This is a genomic window from Bacteroides parvus, from assembly GCF_017309675.2.
Lineage (GTDB): Bacteria > Bacteroidota > Bacteroidia > Bacteroidales > Bacteroidaceae > Bacteroides > Bacteroides uniformis.
This window is the reverse complement of sequence record NZ_CP084680.1, coordinates 100503-118222: the sequence shown is the minus strand read 5'-3', so window position 1 is coordinate 118222 and position 17720 is coordinate 100503. Positions and strand designations below refer to the sequence as shown.

At 43.8% G+C, this 17720-nt stretch carries 15 protein-coding genes; 10 read left to right on the top strand and 5 right to left on the bottom strand.

Annotation, left to right across the window (positions count from 1 at the left end; all coding sequences use genetic code 11):
• Nucleotides 1–56 precede the first annotated feature (56 nt).
• From JXR92_RS00480 to JXR92_RS00460, 5 genes are all read right to left on the bottom strand, one after another.
• Nucleotides 57–1787 carry a RagB/SusD family nutrient uptake outer membrane protein gene (locus JXR92_RS00480; protein ID WP_119961198.1) on the bottom strand — a complete coding sequence of 577 codons (1731 nt, stop codon included), beginning with the start codon at nt 1785–1787 and terminating at the stop codon, nt 57–59.
• A gap of 14 nt (nt 1788–1801) precedes the next feature.
• A complete protein-coding gene (locus tag JXR92_RS00475) occupies nt 1802–5125 on the bottom strand; it encodes a TonB-dependent receptor (protein WP_119961197.1) in 3324 nt (1107 codons plus the stop codon).
• A 225-nt stretch (nt 5126–5350) separates the two neighbouring features.
• Nucleotides 5351–6355, bottom strand: coding sequence for a FecR family protein (locus JXR92_RS00470; RefSeq protein ID WP_131225430.1), 1005 nt, complete (start codon nt 6353–6355; stop codon nt 5351–5353).
• Nucleotides 6356–6408: 53 nt separating this feature from the next.
• Complete coding sequence (locus JXR92_RS00465) at nt 6409–6990, bottom strand: RNA polymerase sigma factor (protein WP_118273886.1); 582 nt, start codon at nt 6988–6990, stop codon at nt 6409–6411.
• A 545-nt stretch (nt 6991–7535) separates the two neighbouring features.
• Nucleotides 7536–8405, bottom strand: coding sequence for an NAD kinase (locus JXR92_RS00460; protein WP_138344936.1), 870 nt, complete (start codon nt 8403–8405; stop codon nt 7536–7538).
• Nucleotides 8406–8509: 104 nt separating this feature from the next.
• Between JXR92_RS00460 and JXR92_RS00455 the strand changes: the two genes are divergently transcribed.
• The 10 genes from JXR92_RS00455 (at nt 8510) to JXR92_RS00410 (ending at nt 17698) form a co-directional block, all read left to right on the top strand.
• Nucleotides 8510–9223, top strand: coding sequence for a pyridoxine 5'-phosphate synthase (locus tag JXR92_RS00455; RefSeq protein ID WP_005829949.1), 714 nt, complete (start codon nt 8510–8512; stop codon nt 9221–9223).
• A complete protein-coding gene (locus tag JXR92_RS00450; protein ID WP_005833356.1) occupies nt 9223–9939 on the top strand; it encodes a MotA/TolQ/ExbB proton channel family protein in 717 nt (238 codons plus the stop codon). The genes JXR92_RS00455 and JXR92_RS00450 overlap by 1 nt, the downstream gene beginning before the upstream one ends.
• Nucleotides 9940–9973: 34 nt before the next feature.
• Entirely contained in the window at nt 9974–10384 is a 411-nt protein-coding gene (locus JXR92_RS00445) for an ExbD/TolR family protein (protein WP_005833355.1), read from the top strand.
• A 34-nt stretch (nt 10385–10418) separates the two neighbouring features.
• Nucleotides 10419–11237 (top strand): TonB family protein, encoded by an 819-nt coding sequence (locus JXR92_RS00440; RefSeq protein ID WP_005829957.1) that lies wholly within the window; start codon nt 10419–10421, stop codon nt 11235–11237.
• A gap of 14 nt (nt 11238–11251) precedes the next feature.
• Nucleotides 11252–11806 (top strand): DJ-1 family glyoxalase III, encoded by a 555-nt coding sequence (locus JXR92_RS00435; protein WP_005829959.1) that lies wholly within the window; start codon nt 11252–11254, stop codon nt 11804–11806.
• 34 nt (nt 11807–11840) lie between these two features.
• Nucleotides 11841–12515, top strand: a complete 675-nt coding sequence (locus JXR92_RS00430) for a 2-C-methyl-D-erythritol 4-phosphate cytidylyltransferase (RefSeq protein WP_138344938.1) — start codon at nt 11841–11843, stop codon at nt 12513–12515.
• Nucleotides 12503–14599, top strand: a complete 2097-nt coding sequence (recG, locus tag JXR92_RS00425) for an ATP-dependent DNA helicase RecG (RefSeq protein WP_005829964.1) — start codon at nt 12503–12505, stop codon at nt 14597–14599. The genes JXR92_RS00430 and recG overlap by 13 nt, the downstream gene beginning before the upstream one ends.
• Nucleotides 14600–14868: 269 nt before the next feature.
• The gene (locus tag JXR92_RS00420; protein WP_005837478.1) at nt 14869–15738 is read left to right on the top strand and encodes a M23 family metallopeptidase; all 870 of its coding nucleotides are present in this window, start codon (nt 14869–14871) and stop codon (nt 15736–15738) included.
• 135 nt (nt 15739–15873) lie between these two features.
• Nucleotides 15874–16416, top strand: coding sequence for a DUF1599 domain-containing protein (locus JXR92_RS00415; RefSeq protein ID WP_005833349.1), 543 nt, complete (start codon nt 15874–15876; stop codon nt 16414–16416).
• Nucleotides 16406–17698, top strand: a complete 1293-nt coding sequence (locus JXR92_RS00410; protein WP_117965205.1) for a BT_3928 family protein — start codon at nt 16406–16408, stop codon at nt 17696–17698. The genes JXR92_RS00415 and JXR92_RS00410 overlap by 11 nt, the downstream gene beginning before the upstream one ends.
• Nucleotides 17699–17720: the final 22 nt, after the last annotated feature.

Below are 17720 nucleotides of genomic sequence, written 5' to 3'. Positions count from 1 at the left end.
CATTACAGTTTGTTTATCCTTTTATTCACAATCTTTTTACCTATAATGTCTAACCGTTAATACCCTGGATTCTGTTTCATGTTTTCATTAATAATGATTTCAGATGTGGGGATTGGCCATAAATACTGCCGTTCGTCCCATTTGCGCTGGGAAAGTACTTGGATTAAGCCTTCTTTTTCCATAGCAGAGAAGTCTGCGATTCCATCTTCATCTATCTGTGGTGTAGTAGGCCAGAACCACAGTCCTTTTGATGTAACTTTGTCTCTTAATATGTCAGCAGGATATAGAATGCCGTAGTTCTTGGTGTTCAGAGCTTTGGTTGCCAATTTCCAACGAATGAGGTCCATGTAGCGGAGTCCTTCTTTAGCAAACTCTACGCGACGTTCCAGTCTGACTGTCTGGCGTAAGGACTTTTGGTCACGTGCTGTTACTGCCGGATATTTGTCTGTTTCAGAAGATTTCACTCCGTATGCTCTGGCACGTACACTATTGATGGCTTCTAATACAGATTCGTCAATCTTGTTCAGTTCAATCATGGCTTCTGCATAAGTCAACAATACTTCTGCGTAACGTATTTCAATATAGTCACTTTCCACTTTTTGTTTGTTATCTACCCAAGAATCGTCAATACCTTTTTTCCATAGCAATGCATTGAATGAGGTGTATTGTGCATTGGCACGGGTATCTTGGTTGGTTACCATTTTACCGGTTTTGTAGTTCATTACTTTTAATGCATCGGGATGAGGATCAAAGTCAAAGCTACAATGGCGGGTTCCAAATTCTACAATGGTGGCAGTACAACGGGGGTCACGGTTCTTGAAAGGATTGTGGGGATCAAAAAGAGGTGACTCGTCAATGGGCAACCCATCTGTACAGAGGAACGAAGCCAACAAGTCCCAAGAGGGTGCATACGAACCGTATCCTCCAGCATTTCTAGGTAGCTCATTTTTTGTGGCAGTAGCATCGTATAGAATGTTGTATTGCACGGAACGTGGGAATACAAGAATGCTTTCTATAGAATTTTTGGTATTCATCAAGAATAAGTCGCTGAAGTCGGGATGTAATTGATAAGCTTGCAAATTCATACACGCTTTAGCTGATTCGGCCGCAAGTTCCCAATCACCCATGTAAAGGGCAAAACGTGCTTTCATGGCTAGCGCAGCACCTTTTGTGAAACGTTGTGTCGAGTTACCGGTATAAGATACTGGTAACATAGAAATTGCTTTGTCGAAGTCTTGGTAAATTAAAGGTATAATCTCTTCTTTTGGAGTACGTCCTTTTTGGAAGGCTTCTTCAATGTAAATATTCTTATCTAGCCAGACAACATCACCAAAGAAAGAAACGAGTACTGCATATTTACAAGCTCTTGTAAAGTAAGCTTCTCCTCTGTATTGATTCAATATTTTTTCAGAGACACCAGCCTTTTCGGCGCGCTCAGACTTTTCAAGAAATGTATTGGCCATTGTTATACATTTATAGTTTGATTGCCATTGCTCTACTGGATACCAGTTCTCTGTTCCACCATCACCATTTACTGTACCGTCTAGGAGGTTGCAACGATTCACATTTCTATAGGTGAAGTTGTCGGTGGCTTGTTCCAGAAGTCCCTGGTTCATTTTATTCCAATATCCTATTTTATAGAATTCATTGGCAGCCATCAATAGTTCTTCTTCTGAAGAATACCAGTTTTCAGTGGAGGCCTCAGACAATGGAACTAAGTCCAAGTCATTGCAGGAACTTGCTAAAAATCCAAGTCCTAAAGCTAATATTATAAATTTATGTTTCATTTTTTTTCTTTCTTTTAAAAGTTAACAGATACGCCTAACAATATAGATGTTGTGATAGGATATTCACTTACTCCCATTTCAGGGTCCCATCCTTTCGGATATTTGCTCAAACAGAATAGATCGGAAGCACTGGCATAAATGCGTGCACCTTTGATGCCTATTGCGTTCATCCATTCTTTAGGGAATGTATAGCCTAAAGTTATATTTTTGAGACGGAAGTAACCTCCGTTGAACAGCCAATAATCTGACATGGCATAGTTGGAACTTTTGTTTACATGGGTTAGACGAGGATATTTGGCAACTGCGTTTTGTTCGTCCGTATTATAAGGACTCCAATAGTTTCCATCAATGATGGCGGGGAAATTCCCGTAATTGTTACGGAATGGTTCTACCATTTCTCTTGCCAAGCGTGCATTTTGTTTTCCGACACCTTGGAATGCCAATGAAAGGTCAAAATTTTTGTACCCCAAATTGATATTACCACCATATAGGAAATGGGGTAATGAGCTGCCTAGTAATACTCGGTCATATTCAGGAGAAATCTTTCCGTCGGGTACACCGTCAGGACCAGATATGTCTTTGTATTTAATATCGCCCAATTGAGTGTTCTTATCATTGATTTTGGGAGAATTCTTTAAGTCTTCTTCTGTCAGGAAAAGACCATCGCTAACATAGCCATACCACTCATTGAATTCACTGCCTTCCATTTTAACTTTGTCACCGAGGAATTGGGTTCCTTGTAAATCCCCCATTTTGGAGGTGAAGTCAGAGAAGTTAATGGCTATTCCGTAGCTGAAGTCACCGATGTGGTCATTCCAACTGACATTCAATTCATAACCTTTGGTTGACATTTTGCCGGCATTGACGTCTGGGTCAGAGAATCCTAGAAAATCAGGGATAGCCATTGCTAATAGCATGTCTTTAGTATTTTTCCAGTAATAGTCACCGTTCACACGTAAGCGGTTGTTCAAGAAAGAAATGTCTAAGCCAATGTCTGTAGATTCAGTTTTCTCCCATGTTACATTTTCAATGGCATATTTCTGTTGGGATGCAGTTTGGTCAAAATAAATACCGTTGTTTTGATAGAAAATAGTGTTCCCAAATGCAATGGTTGACATATATGGGAAATCGCCAATACGTTCATTACCCAATGCTCCCCATGTAGCTCTAATCTTCAAGAATGACAGCCAGTCCCAATTAAGATTCTTCATGAAATTTTCTTCGCTGAGTACCCAACCGGCAGAGAAGGAAGGGAATGTCCCCCATCTGTGTTTCTTTGCAAAACGTGATGAGCCGTCATGACGTATATTGGCCTGGAATAAATATCTGTCGGCATAGCTGTACATGACACGTCCGAAGTAGGAACGATAAGCGTACTCTTTTCCTTTTCCAGAGTTGCCAATTAAATCTTTAGGTCCATTATTGAGGTATGGAAAGTTCGTGAGAACGTAGCCGTCTCTGTCAGCACCTAATTCTTCAATATATTCGTAATAGTTTTCGTAACCTGCCATAAGGTTGATGTCATGTTTTCCGGCAAACTTCTTTGCATAGTTTGCTATTAATTGTGTAGTGACATTGTAGCTGTCATTGCGGGTTTCTGAGAGTTTGGTTGTGTTGTATAGTCCGCTGTTGTCTAAGTATCCCCCTATTGTATTGGGATCATCTGCCAATGTATAGCTGGCTGCTTTCTTGAATGTTTTGAACTTGTCGTAATTAAAGCGAGGAGCAACGATTGCTGAAATTTTAAATCCGTCAAAAGGCTTGAAATCAATAGATGCTTTACCGCCCAATGCTGTGTACCATTTTTTTGTTGTACCACCCAATTTCATCAATCCATAAGGGTTGGCTCCTGATTTGCCTTCAGCTATACGGCCGTCATCCCATACTCCTGCATAAATAGCAGGCATGTAGCGCATCATTCCGAATGGAGTGAATTGCGGCATGTGGTGTTTAGTGCGCTTAACATTGAAGTCCAATGTAGCACTTAACTTTTGGGTAATGTTGAAGTCATTGTTTACACGTAATGTATAGCGTTGGAAATAACGGTCACCGTACAGACCGCCTACTTCATCATACGCTAAGGATGCTTTGGTCTTAACGACCTTGCTGCCGCCTGAAAGGTGGATACTGTGACTTTGACGGGTTGCGGACTTCTCAAGAATCAGATCTTGCCAGTCGGTTATAGGATACTGGTTGGGATTGGTTGCATTGTTTTTCACCCAGTTATTAACTTGATCTTCTGAATAGGCTTGGTATTTGCCACCGTCCGGATTATCTGTATATCGTAATTCATTAGCCATTTCCAGAAAACGTTGCACGCCTACAACCTCAGGCTCTGCGGTAGGTATTTCCCAACCGAATTCACCGTTATAGGTCAATGACAGTTCCTTGTCACTGGCTCTTTTGGTGGTGACAAGAATAACGCCAGCAGCGGCACGAGAACCATAAATAGCAGCGGAAGCAGCATCTTTCAATACAGAAATGCTCTCAACGTCGTTGGCATTTACTGAATTGATGTCACCAGGTACTCCATCAACGATAACCAAAGGATCTGAATTCCCGATGGTTGTGATACCACGTACATATATCTTGTCTGCATTTGCACCAGGCGCATTATTGTTACGGGTTACCATTAACCCAGGGATGGTTCCTTGTAAAGCGGTGGAAAGGGAAGTTGTTTTACGGGCGGCTACTTCTGCACCTCCCACAGAACCTACTGCACCGGTCAAGTCTTTCTTTTTTACGGTACCATAACCGATAACAACTACTTCTTCCAAAGTCTTTGAATCTTCTTGCAGCACTACATTGATTGCGCTTTTACCGTTGACAGCAACAGATGCCGGTATATAGCCTACGTAAGAAACGGTTAGAGTAGCTTTCTCCGGCACATCTTCCAATGTATATTCACCGTCAATGTTGGTTATTGTTCCTTGTGTAGAGCCTTTGATAATAACGGAAGCTCCGATAAGCGGCTCATCATTTTCGTCTACGATTCTACCGGTTACTTTCTTTTTAGCACCTACAGATTTGTTGGTTTGCTGGAACAGCAAAATCTGCTTGTTTGCTTTTATTTCAAAGGAGATTTTCGTTCCTTTAAATAATTCTTTCAATACGGTCTCAAGTGAAGCATTTGATACATTTAAATCCTTTTTTGTTTCAAGATTGGGAAGTTTGTCTGTGTAGAATACGTTATAACCGCTAGCTTTTTCAATTTGCGGTATAATCTGCTTGATGGTCTGCTTGTTTACAGATAAACTGATTTGGGCGAAGCTGTTTCCCCAGAAAAACAGTGCACCCAGCAGTACTAAAGACCGCATAATCATTTTGTTTTGTCTCATGTCTAATAATATTAGATTAATTGTTTTTTATTTTGAGAAAGGCGTACCAAAGACCTGCTCTAATAAGATATTAGAGTAACTTATGACGAATTTCTCGTGAATGTTTAAACTAGAATTTTATTTTGCTGCCGAAAGCTGGCAGTTGTGTTTGGTGAAGTAAAAAGTTTATAAAATCTATTCCATATTTTCCTTTTTAAGTTAACATAAAGAGTTTATTAAACACTACTAATATATTACGATCGTATTATCAGATTTTATTTTGTAATTAATGCCGCCAGCTTGGCTGATGTATTCTAATACATTATTCAAACTGCTATTCTTAATGATGCCGTGATAAGTATATTGTTTTACTTTCTCGTTTTTGAATATAAATTTGCAATTATACATTCGAGTAAGCATGGTACAAATTTCTTCAAAAGATTCACCGTAGAACGCTAGTTCATTGCTTCTCCATAGCAAATAACTTGCATTAGGATGAAGCTCGCTTTTTTCGAACTGTCCATTGGTCAGGTTACAAACGAGCCTTTCGTTTGGCTTCATATATGCCTCGTGTCTGCCGTCGTCTACTTTAACCTTTCCACTTATCAGGATTACAGCTACTGATTTATCGTCTTTATGTGCACGTATATTGAAGCTTGTACCTAGTGCTTGTACATTGATGCCATTTGCTTTCACGATGAAAGGCTTTTCCTTGTCCTTTGCAACTTCAAAATAAGCCTCTCCTTCCAGGGAGACCATACGTGTTTTCTTGTTGTAAGTGTTGTCATATACAATTCTTGAATCGGAATTGATGTAGACCTTTGTGCCGTCAGCCAAAATGATGTCGGCCTTCTGCCCGTTGGATACGGACATGGTGACTTCTGTATTGGCGTCATCGGCCGGTCGTTTGACTCCTGCATAATAGGCTCCGCTTCCCACTGCCAATATGATGCAGGCAACTGCAGCATAGCGCCCAATCTGACGCAGGAAACGGTTCCTTGTTTTCAGGACCTTCGTTTCCGTGGTGGAACTTGCGTCTATCTGGCTTAAAAGTTCGGTGAACATTTCATTTTGTACGGCTTTGTCCATCGTGTCCGGAGCCAGTGCCCAGCATTGCTGATAGTATACGGAAAATTTCTGTTGAAAATCCGGTTGCTTAATCCATGATTTTAACTGCACATCTTCTTCAGGGCTGGTCAGTCCACGAAAAAAACGATCCAATAGTTCAATATGACTGTCTTTTTTATCCATGTTCTGTAATATATATCCGCAAGTCTGTCAAAACACTCACAGAATTTTGAATTTTAACAATTGTTTAGAAAGTAAAAGGAGAGAAATAACATGATGAATTTACGTAGTTCTTCTTTCAGTAGTTTCATAGTACGGTAGAAATGAGCCTCTACAGCACGTTCCGTCAAATCTAACTGGGATGCGATTTCCTTATTGGACAGTTCTCCTGCTCTCTTCAGCTGAAAAACCTTTCGTGAAATTTCCGGTAAGCCTTGCAGTAGTTGTTCTATCTGTTTTTCAATGATGGAGATGTCCATATCCACGGTATCTCCTTCGATAGCTGCTTCTTCTGTTTTCAATTTGTTTTCTACAAATTTGTTGTGCAGTAGCATGCGTTCGGTTTCTTTATATACCATGTTGCGTGCAATGGTGCATAGATATGCCGGAAAGCTCTTCGCTGTATCCAGATTGCTGCGTTTTTCCCATATCGCCATGAAGCTGCTTTGGGTGATGTCTTTGGCTAATGACTTATCATATACAAGAAGAATAATGGTGTTATACAGCTTTGCACTATATTTTTCGTACAGCGCTTCAAAGGCAAATTTATTGCCTTCTCTCAATTTGGCTACCAATAGAGTATCATTTTCCTTCTGCATATTAATTCATCTTATATTTAAGGTTATAGACGCCATTCTAAATGGCATTTCCTTTGTTTGACAAAGTGTTATTTTACATAGATTATGCAAGAATAGACTGCAAAGGTGGCGTTTTTATTATTTATTTAAAAGCTTTTGGTTGAAAATATACATTCTTATTGCTTCTACGTCTGGACTTGTTTTATTCTTCTGTCGCGTGTTGAATCAGTTATCGGCTACAGGTGGTAGGTATCTCATTTCGGTATGTCGTTTTCATCTATTCCCAGCCGAAACAAGGGCTGAATAATAATCTGTATTGTTTACAAATAGTGTGGGCCTGAATAGAGTCGTATTCTGAACCTAATTCTGTCGTATAGTGAATGCCATTCAGTCGTATATTGAATAAGGTTCAGTAGTATATTGAATGCATTGTGTTTAATAATGTTGATAATCAGGCTGTTATAAATTTTTTGTTTCGTCCTTAATAAAATGCGACAAATTGCCGGAATATCATTGCGCTCATTTCGCAGTGGATACGAATAAGAATTTTGGGAAGTGATATAGGCTTATCTGATATCTGCCCCCCACATCAGTTTATTACGAAGCGTATCAAAAAAGATGTGGTTGTACCGCTTGACTACCTTTATGCTATAGTCGGCACGTGAGATGTGCAACCGGGTCGTTTCTTTGCAGGACTCGCTACGGCCGTCGATGGCAACCAAGAAGTTATGGCTGCGGCTTTCCACATCAAGTGTAATTTCCCAGTCGTCACAAATAACGATGGGACGGACGTTGAGGCTGTGTGGAGCCACAGGGGTGATGGCGATGGTTTTACTGTGAGGCACGATGACCGGGCCACCGACGCTGAGTGAGTAGGCGGTGGAACCGGTAGGTGTGGAGACAACCAGGCCGTCAGCTTGATAGGTGGTCAACGGAGCGCCATTGATGGCGGCGTGGATACTGATCATGGACGAACTGTCCCGCTTCAATACAGCTATCTCATTGAGGGCGTAAGGGGATTGCATCAAGCGTTCATCGTCGCACCTCAGTTGCAGTACACTACGCTCTTCTACCTTATAGTGATTGTTGTAGATTTCATCGAAGGTCTCTTCCATCTCTTCCGGTGAGATGTCGGCAAGGAAACCCAGCCGGCCGGTATTGATGCCCAGTATGGGGATATTCTTCTTTCCTACACGGCTGGCTGCTTTCAGGAAAGTGCCGTCGCCACCGATGCTGATAATCATGTCGGCACAGAAATCATCTCCGTCAAACAATTCGGCGTCAGGTATGTTTAGATGTAAATCGGCAGTCAGGAAGTGATGAAATTCCCGGCAGATGCAGAGCTGTGCATGATGCTGTCCGAGCAACCGGAAGAGGTTTTCTGCATGCGAGGATTTCTTTGCTTGGTAGGTATTTCCGAATATGGCAAATTTCATAATCAATTCTGTTGGATTGAAGTGCAAAGATGCTATTTTTTTCTCAGAATGCTGCCAATATATAACTATTATTTGTACTTTTGTCCCAAACTATAAACCGAATTATGACTAGATTAAGCGTTAATATAAATAAGGTGGCAACGCTGCGCAATGCCCGTGGAGGTGATGTCCCGAATGTTGTGAAGGTAGCGCTGGATTGTGAAGACTTTGGTGCTGATGGCATTACGGTGCATCCCCGTCCTGACGAGAGGCATATCCGCCGTAAGGATGTATATGATTTGCGGCCGTTGCTGCGGACAGAGTTCAATATCGAGGGGTATCCTGCACCCGAATTTATGGATTTGGTCTTGAAGGTGAAACCGCATCAGGTAACTTTGGTGCCCGACAGCCCTACACAGCTGACTTCAAACGCAGGCTGGGATACCAAGACCCATTTTGACTTCTTGAACGAAGTGTTGGATGAGTTCAACAATGCTGGTATCCGTACTTCCGTATTTGTTTCCACCGATGCCGAAATGATAGAATATGCTGCCAAAGCCGGTGCCGACCGCGTGGAGCTATATACGGAACCTTATGCTACGGCTTATCCCAAAGGACGGGAAGCGGCTGTAGCTCCTTTTGTCGAGGCTGCCAAGGTGGCCCGCAGCTTAGGCCTGGGGCTGAATGCCGGACATGACCTGAGCCTGGTGAATCTGAATTATTTTTATCAAAACATTCCGTGGCTGGACGAGGTGTCCATCGGGCATGCGCTGATTAGTGACGCGCTGTATCTGGGATTGGAGCGTACGGTCAAGGAATATAAAAACTGTCTTCGCTGATGAATGTAATGTTGTTATTGGCCCAAGTGGCTCCGGCACTGACTGACTCTATTGCAGGTGCCAATCCGGTACTGACACAAGTAAACGCTTCCGACGAAATGAATTTATGGAGCATGGCCATCAAAGGTGGCTGGATTATGATTGTCTTGGGTTTGATGTCCGTACTTTGTTTCTACATCTTGTTTGAACGTAATTATGTTATCCGGAAGGCGGGGAAAGAAGACCCTCAGTTCATGGATAAAATAAAGGATTATATTTTGGGTGGGGAATTGAAAGCTGCCATTGCTTATTGTCGCAGTGTGGATACTCCCTCGGCCCGTATGATTGAAAAGGGTATCAGCCGTTTGGGACGCCCGGTGAACGATGTGCAGGCTGCCATCGAGAATGTGGGTAATATTGAGGTTGCCAAACTGGAGAAGGGAATGACGATTATGGCCACGATTTCCGGTGGCGCTCCTATGCTAGGCTTCCTTGGCACGGTGACGGGTATGGTACGTGCATTTTGGCAAATGGCAAATGCCGGAAATAATATTGATATAACGTTGCTTTCCGGTGGTATTTATGAGGCGATGATTACTACGGTGGGCGGTTTGATAGTCGGTATCATAGCTATGTTTGCCTACAATTACCTGGTGACATTGATAGATGGCGTGGTCAACAAGATGGAAGCCAAGACAATGGCATTCATGGATTTGTTGAACGAACCGGCGAAATGATTAATTAAAGAATTAAGAATTAAAACTTAAAGGCGTGTTAAAACGTAGAGCTAAAATATCACCCAATTTCAGTATGGCGTCCATGACGGACCTGATTTTCCTGCTGCTGATTTTCTTTATGATAACATCTACCATGGTATCGCCCAATGCTATCAAGGTACTGCTGCCGCAGGGAAAGCAACAGACTTCTGCAAAGCCTTTGACAAGAGTCATCATAGATAAGAATCTGAATTATTATGCTGCTTTTGGCAATGACAAGGAACTGTCTCTGACGCTTGAAGAATTGACTCCTTTCCTACAATCGTGTGCGGAGAGGGAGCCTGAAATGTATATAGCTTTGTATGCTGACGAAACAGTGCCTTACCGGGAAATCGTGAAGGTGCTGAACATTGCAAACGAGAATAAATTCAAGATGGTGCTGGCTACACGACCACCGGAAAACTAAATCGTACATTGTACATGGCTAAATTGTAAATGCAATGGTGAATCGGAAGAAGAAAGGAAAATATATAGGTATGGCAGGTGCACTTGTGGTGCATGTTGCCATTATTGCCCTTCTGATACTGGTAGGATTCACACCGCCGGAACCCTCGGAAGAAGGCGGTGTACCCGTTATGCTGGGAGAGGTGCCCGATGCACTGGGCGCTGCCGACCCTTCTTTAGTAAAGGTGGATGTCATGCCGGAGGAAACCGCTCCTCAGGTGCAGGAAACGGTGGAGCAGGACATCATTACGCAGGAAACTGAAGAAACCGTTGCCATAAAGCCCAAAGCCGAACCCAAGAAAAAGGAGGAGGTGAAGAAACCGGAAAAGACGGAAGCCGAAAAAGCGGAGGAGGCCCGCAAACTGGCAGCGGCAAAAGCCGAACGGGAACGTAAGGAAGCCGAGGAAGCTGCCCGTAAACGGGTAGCTGGCGCTTTTGGCAAAGGTGCCCAAATGGGTAGTAAAGGCGATACGGAAGGCGAAGGTATTCAAGGAAGTCCTACGGGAAATGCTCCGTCCGGAGCCACTTCGGGTACGGGAGGCTACGGCTCGTTTAATTTGGGCGGACGTTCTCTTGGTGAGGGCGGATTGCCGCGGCCGGTATATAATGTGCAGGATGAAGGTAGGGTTGTGGTGACCATCACAGTGAACCCTGCCGGACATGTGATAGCAACCAGCATCAACCGCCAGACCAATACCGTCAATCCCGCATTGCGGAAAGCGGCAGAGGATGCTGCCAAGAAAGCCCGTTTCAATGCGGTAAGCGGCTTGAACAATCAGACGGGAACAATAACGTATTATTTTAATCTAAAATAAGAGGAGGAACAATTATGGGTACAGTTTATGTTTTTTTTGCCGACGGATTTGAAGAAATAGAAGCTTTTACTTCTGTGGATGTGATGAGACGCGCCGGACTGAACGTAGAAATGGTGACGGTAACCCCTGATGAAATAGTGACGGGAGCACACGATGTTCCGGTCTTGTGCGATAAGAATGTAGTGAACTGCGACTTCTTTGATGCAGAGCTTGTATTATTGCCTGGCGGTATGCCGGGTGCGTCCACTTTGGAGAAGTGTGGAGAACTGCGTAATCTGGTACTGCGTTTTGCCCAAGAGCAGAAACCGATTGCTGCTATTTGTGCGGCTCCTATGGTATTGGGTAAGCTGGGATTGCTGAAAGGCAAGAAGGCTACTTGCTATCCCGGCTTTGAACAGTATTTGGAAGGTGCCGAATGTACGGGTGCTCCGGTAGAAAGAGACGGCAATATCATCACTGGTAAAGGACCGGGCGCTGCCATGGAGTTTGCATTGGCCGTAGTGGAGCTGTTGCAAGGCAAAGAGAAGGTGCAGGAACTGAAAGAAGCCATGTGTGTAACGGATTTATGATTTTAAATCATAAATCATAAATCATAAATCATAAATGGTTCAGTATGCTCTGATTGTTGCCGGTGGTAAGGGCTTGCGCATGGGGACCGAACTCCCCAAACAGTTTCTCCCGATAGGGGGGAAACCTGTTTTGATGCGCACTCTGGAGGCGTTTTATGACTACAATGCTGAGATACGGATAATATTGGTGCTTCCCCACAGCCAGCAGGATTACTGGAGGCTGCTGTGCAGGGAGTACCGTTTTTCATTGCCGCATGCCATTGCAGATGGAGGGGAGACGCGGTTCCACTCTGTAAAGAACGGTTTGGCTTTGGTCAAGACACCAGCTTTGGTCGGTGTGCACGATGGGGTGCGTCCGTTCGTGGCCCGGGAAGTGATTGCACGCTGTTATGACTTGGCGGCCGAAAAAAAGGCCGTAATTCCGGTAATCGGTGTGGTGGAGACCGTTCGCCGTATGGAAGGGGAAGGCAGTGTGACTGTCGGCAGGGATGATTATAGATTGGTGCAGACTCCCCAGGTTTTTGATGCGAAACTGCTGAAAGCGGCATACGAGCAGCCCTATACACCCCATTTTACCGATGATGCTTCTGTGGTGGAGGCATTGGGCGTATCTGTCTTTTTGACGCCGGGAAATCGGGAAAACATTAAAATAACCACTCCTTTTGATTTAAAAATAGCCACAGCTCTGATAGGTTCATGTTCGATTTAGCCACGCGTGACATAAAATATTTGTCGGGCGTCGGGCCGCAGCGTGCTTCGGTGCTCAATAAGGAATTGGGCATTTACTCCTTGCACGATTTGCTATATTACTTTCCATATAAATATGTAGACCGCAGTCGGATTTATTATATTCAGGAGATCGATGGGACGATGCCCTATATTCAGCTGAAAGGTGAAATACTAAGTTTTGAGACGGCTGGAGAAGGGCGCCAGCGCAGGTTGATTGCTCATTTCTCGGACGGTACGGGGGTGGTGGACCTGGTTTGGTTCCAGGGCATCAAATATTTGGTAGGGAAGTATAAAGTGCATCAGGAATATATTGTGTTCGGAAAACCGACCTTCTTCAATGGTAGAATAAATATGGCTCATCCGGATATAGACTCTGCTTCGGATTTGAAATTGTCGTCCATGGGGTTACAACCTTATTATAATACGACTGAAAAGATGAAACGGAGTTCTCTCAATTCGCATGCCATCGAGAAGATGATGAATACGGTGGTGCAGCAGTTGCGTGAGCCGTTGCCCGAGACCCTTTCTCCCGCTATACTTGCCGAGCATCATCTGATGCCGTTGACGGAAGCTTTGGTCAATATACACTTTCCCGCTAATCCGGATTTATTGCGTAAGGCACAGTATCGCCTGAAGTTTGAGGAGCTCTTTTACGTACAGTTGAATATCCTGAGGTATGCAAAAGACCGTCAGCGGAAATATCGCGGTTATATTTTTGAAAGGGTGGGCGAAGTGTTTAATACTTTCTACTCCCGTAATCTTCCTTTTGAACTGACCAATGCACAGAAGCGGGTATTGAAGGAAATCCGTAAGGATGTAGGCTCAGGAAAGCAGATGAACCGCTTGCTGCAAGGGGATGTGGGAAGTGGAAAGACGCTTGTTGCACTGATGAGTATGTTGATGGCGCTCGATAATGGTTTTCAGGCATGCATGATGGCACCTACCGAGATTTTGGCAAACCAGCACTATGAAACCATCCGTGAGCTGCTGTATGGAATGGAGGTACGTGTGGAACTGTTGACCGGTTCTGTTAAGGGCAAGCGGCGCGAAGCTATCCTTGCCGGTTTGTTGACGGGAGACATACATATACTGATAGGTACCCATGCCGTCATTGAAGATACGGTGAATTTTGCTTCGCTCGGTTTGGTTGTGATTGACGAGCAGCATCGTTTCGGTGTGGCCCAACGGGCACGCTTGTGGACAAAGAATGTACAACCTCCCCATGTATTGGTGATGACGGCAACCCCGATTCCCCGCACATTGGCAATGACGCTTTATGGCGACCTGGATGTGTCTGTCATCGATGAATTGCCTCCAGGACGTAAACCGATTGTCACTCTTCATCAGTTTGATAGCCGTCGGATAAGCTTGTATCAGTCCATGCACAAGCAGATTGCCGAAGGCCGGCAGGTCTATATTGTCTACCCGCTGATTAAGGAAAGCGAAAAGATTGACTTAAAGAACCTTGAAGAAGGGTATCTGCATGTTTGTGAAGAGTTTCCCGAGTGTAGGGTTTGCAAGGTACATGGAAAGATGAAACCTGCTGAAAAGGATGCTCAGATGCAATTGTTCGTATCCGGCGAGGCACAGATAATGGTGGCTACCACCGTGATTGAGGTAGGTGTAAATGTGCCCAATGCTTCGGTGATGGTGATTGAGAACGCCGAGCGTTTCGGGCTGTCCCAGCTTCATCAGCTTCGGGGACGTGTAGGACGTGGAGCTGACCAGTCCTATTGTATTCTGGTTACCGGCTACAAGTTGGCGGAGGATACAAGGAAGCGTTTGGAGATAATGGTGCGGACTAATGACGGCTTTGAAATAGCGGAAGCAGACTTGAAACTACGTGGTCCTGGAGATTTGGAAGGGACACAGCAGAGCGGCATTGCTTTCGATCTGAAGATTGCCGATATAGCCCGTGACGGACAACTGCTGCAATATGTCCGTGAAGTAGCGCAAACGGTGGTGGATGCAGATCCACATGGCATGTTGCCTGAGAACGAGGTCTTGTGGCGACAACTGAAAGCGTTGAGAAAAACGAACGTTAATTGGGCTGCCATTAGCTGAAAAAACGGTTAAACATGCACTTTTATTGCATTTTATGTTGTAAAACATGTTTGCTTGTAAATCTCCTATCTATAGGGGATTAAGACATCTTTGCGAGCTTTACAGTTTCCTCCTCTTCGAAAAAATAGTTAATGACTGATGTCGTTTTTCAGAGAGAAATGTTACCTTTGGGAGAATTTTTGAAAATCAATCTGGATATTCGCATAGAACAGGTGGTGTTTGATTTGCCGAGATGCTTGCAACGGATATCAAAATGAATGACGAAACGGATGAATTTTAATTGGATAAAAACTGCTTTATTGGCTGCGACGGCAATGGTTAGCTTGAATTCTTTCTCGCAAGACCTGATTGCCCGCCAGGCCCCCATCGACAGAAAACTTAAGAGTGTTGATTCACTGGCTTTGCAAAAACAGATACGTGCAGAACAATCATTGTATCCGGGTTTGGATTTGTATCCCAACTGGAACAACGAATTCGTACAAGCCTATGGCAATGCGATTGTGCCTGAGAGCTATACATTTGATTTGACCGGTTTCTGTATGCCTACTCCCAATACCCGTATCACGGATGTATTCGGTTACCGTCCCCGGAGAAGAAGAGCTCATTATGGTTTGGATATCAAGGTGTATGTAGGCGATACAATCCGTGCGGCTTTTGATGGAAAAGTGCGCGTTGTCAAGAATCAAGGTCGTCGTGGATACGGCAAATACGTCGTTATTCGTCACGACAATGGCTTGGAAACCGTTTACGGACACTTGTCTAAACAATTGGTTGATACAAACCAGTTGGTAAAAGCCGGCGAGCCAATTGCATTGGGAGGAAATACCGGACGTTCTACCGGTTCACACCTTCACTTTGAAACCCGTTTCTTGGGTATTCCCATCAATCCTGCGCTTATGTTTGATTTTGAAAAGCAGGATATCGTAGCTGATTCCTATACTTTCCATAAGACAAAAGGCTCTTCCGGTACGGCGCGTAGCATGGCATCGGGTGAAGGTCTGTTCTATAAGGTAAAGAAGGGAGACACATTGGGACGGATTGCAGCACGTCAGGGAACCTCCATCGACAAGCTTTGCAAACTGAACAGAATTACGCGTAAAACAATCCTGAGACCGGGACAAGTATTACGCTGCTCATAAAAACGTAAACAATCTCTATAGAAGAGGGTACTTTAATAGATTTTAGAGTGCCCTCTTTTTCTTTTTCTTTAATTATTCCTATCTTTGCAGCGCACTGTGAAAATAGGCTGTATTCCAGCATAAACAAGCAAGGAAATGAAAGATACCAAGCAACAGTTTGAACATGTCATTGCGGTTTGCCGTGACTTGTTCTCCAAAAAACTTCATGATTACGGTCCGGCGTGGCGCATTCTTCGTCCGTCTTCTGTGACAGACCAGATATTCATCAAAGCTAACCGCATTAGAAGCATTGAAACGAAAGGAGTGACTTTGGTAGATGAAGGCATCCGTTCTGAATTCATAGCTATTGTCAACTACGGAATTGTAGGGCTGATACAGTTGGAGCTTGGATATGCCGAGGCTGCCGATATGACCAATGAAGAGGCATTGGTGCTGTATGATAAATATGCCAAAACCTCTTTGGAGTTGATGCTTGCCAAAAATCATGACTATGATGAGGCTTGGCGCAGTATGCGTATCAGTTCGTATACGGATTTGATATTGATGAAGATTTATCGGACAAAGCAGATTGAAAGCTTGTCCGGAGCGACTTTGGTTTCGGAAGGTATTGATGCCAATTATATGGATATGATTAACTATTCTGTATTTGGTTTAATTAAGATTGAATTTGGAGATTGACAAGAAACATATTATCAGGAAAGTTTGGGTGAACCTCTGCCGTTTTCTGTTGGGGGCTTTGTTCATATTTTCCGGATTTGTGAAAGCCGTTGATCCGTTGGGCTTCTTCTATAAAATTCAAGATTACTTGACGGCTTTCGGCATGATTTCCTGGTTTCCTTCTTATGCACCTTTGCTGGTAGGGATAGTGTTGTCTGCCATAGAGTTTAGTGTAGGTGTTTTCTTGTTTTTGGGTATACGCCGGAAGGTGGCATCTGCATTGGCGTTATTGCTGATGGCTGTAATGACTCCGCTAACACTTTATTTGGCTTTGGCGAATCCGGTATCTGACTGCGGATGTTTCGGTGATGCGTGGATATTGACCAATTGGCAGACTTTCGGCAAGAACGTAGTCTTGTTGGTGGCGGCAGTATCTGTATTCAAGTGGCAGGATTTACTGGTACGTTTCATTACTCCGAAGATGGAGTGGATGATTTCCATGTATACGTTTCTATTTGTGTTTGCGTTGTCCTTCTATTGCCTGGAGAATTTGCCGATACTTGATTTCCGACCTTACAGAATTGGAGCGAATATCAAGGAGGGCATGGAAATTCCGGAAGGTGCTAAACCAAGCGTGTTTGAAAGCCGGTTCATTTTGGAAAAAGGAGGAAAGCGTCAGGAATTTACATTGGACAACTATCCGGACAGTACATGGACGTTTGTAGAATCACATACGATACTGAAGGAAAAAGGTTATGAACCTCCCATTCATGATTTTTCCATGATGAGTCTGGATACATGGGAAGATATAACGGACAGCGTACTGTCGGATAAAGGATATACGTTTCTGCTGGTTGCCCATCGGATAGAAGGAGCGGACGACAGTAACATCGACCTTATCAATGAAATATACGATTACAGTGTGGAGCATGGTTATGGCTTTTATGCCTTGACTTCATCTCCGGAAGACGAGATAGAATTGTGGCGTGACAAGACTGGAGCAGAATACCCTTTCTGCCAGACAGATGATATTACGCTGAAGACCATTATCCGTTCAAATCCTGGTCTGTTGTTGGTAAAGGACGGAACAATTTTGAATAAGTGGAGTGACAACCGGCTGCCTGATGAATATGTGCTGACCGATAGCCTGGACAAGTTGGAATTGGGCAAGCAGAAACAGGAAAGTGACTTACAAACAATAGGCTATGTGTTGCTGTGGTTCATCCTTCCTCTGATGATGGTGCTTTGTGTCGATATTTTAGTCGTAAGGCGTCGGGAGAAACAACGCCTCAGACAACAATAGTATCAAATAGTAAATAGTAAAT

Bases quoted from the DNA above. Each gene is read 5' to 3' on its own strand.
- JXR92_RS00480 (WP_119961198.1), bottom strand. From the start codon at position 1,787: ATGAAACATAAATTTATAATATTAGCTTTAGGACTTGGATTTTTAGCA.
- JXR92_RS00475 (WP_119961197.1), bottom strand. From the start codon at position 5,125: ATGAGACAAAACAAAATGATTATGCGGTCTTTAGTACTGCTGGGTGCA.
- JXR92_RS00470 (WP_131225430.1), bottom strand. From the start codon at position 6,355: ATGGATAAAAAAGACAGTCATATTGAACTATTGGATCGTTTTTTTCGT.
- JXR92_RS00465 (WP_118273886.1), bottom strand. From the start codon at position 6,990: ATGCAGAAGGAAAATGATACTCTATTGGTAGCCAAATTGAGAGAAGGC.
- JXR92_RS00460 (WP_138344936.1), bottom strand. From the start codon at position 8,405: ATGAAATTTGCCATATTCGGAAATACCTACCAAGCAAAGAAATCCTCG.
- JXR92_RS00455 (WP_005829949.1), top strand. From the start codon at position 8,510: ATGACTAGATTAAGCGTTAATATAAATAAGGTGGCAACGCTGCGCAAT.
- JXR92_RS00450 (WP_005833356.1), top strand. From the start codon at position 9,223: ATGAATGTAATGTTGTTATTGGCCCAAGTGGCTCCGGCACTGACTGAC.
- JXR92_RS00440 (WP_005829957.1), top strand. From the start codon at position 10,419: ATGGTGAATCGGAAGAAGAAAGGAAAATATATAGGTATGGCAGGTGCA.
- JXR92_RS00435 (WP_005829959.1), top strand. From the start codon at position 11,252: ATGGGTACAGTTTATGTTTTTTTTGCCGACGGATTTGAAGAAATAGAA.
- JXR92_RS00430 (WP_138344938.1), top strand. From the start codon at position 11,841: ATGGTTCAGTATGCTCTGATTGTTGCCGGTGGTAAGGGCTTGCGCATG.
- recG (WP_005829964.1), top strand. From the start codon at position 12,503: ATGTTCGATTTAGCCACGCGTGACATAAAATATTTGTCGGGCGTCGGG.
- JXR92_RS00420 (WP_005837478.1), top strand. From the start codon at position 14,869: ATGAATTTTAATTGGATAAAAACTGCTTTATTGGCTGCGACGGCAATG.
- JXR92_RS00415 (WP_005833349.1), top strand. From the start codon at position 15,874: ATGAAAGATACCAAGCAACAGTTTGAACATGTCATTGCGGTTTGCCGT.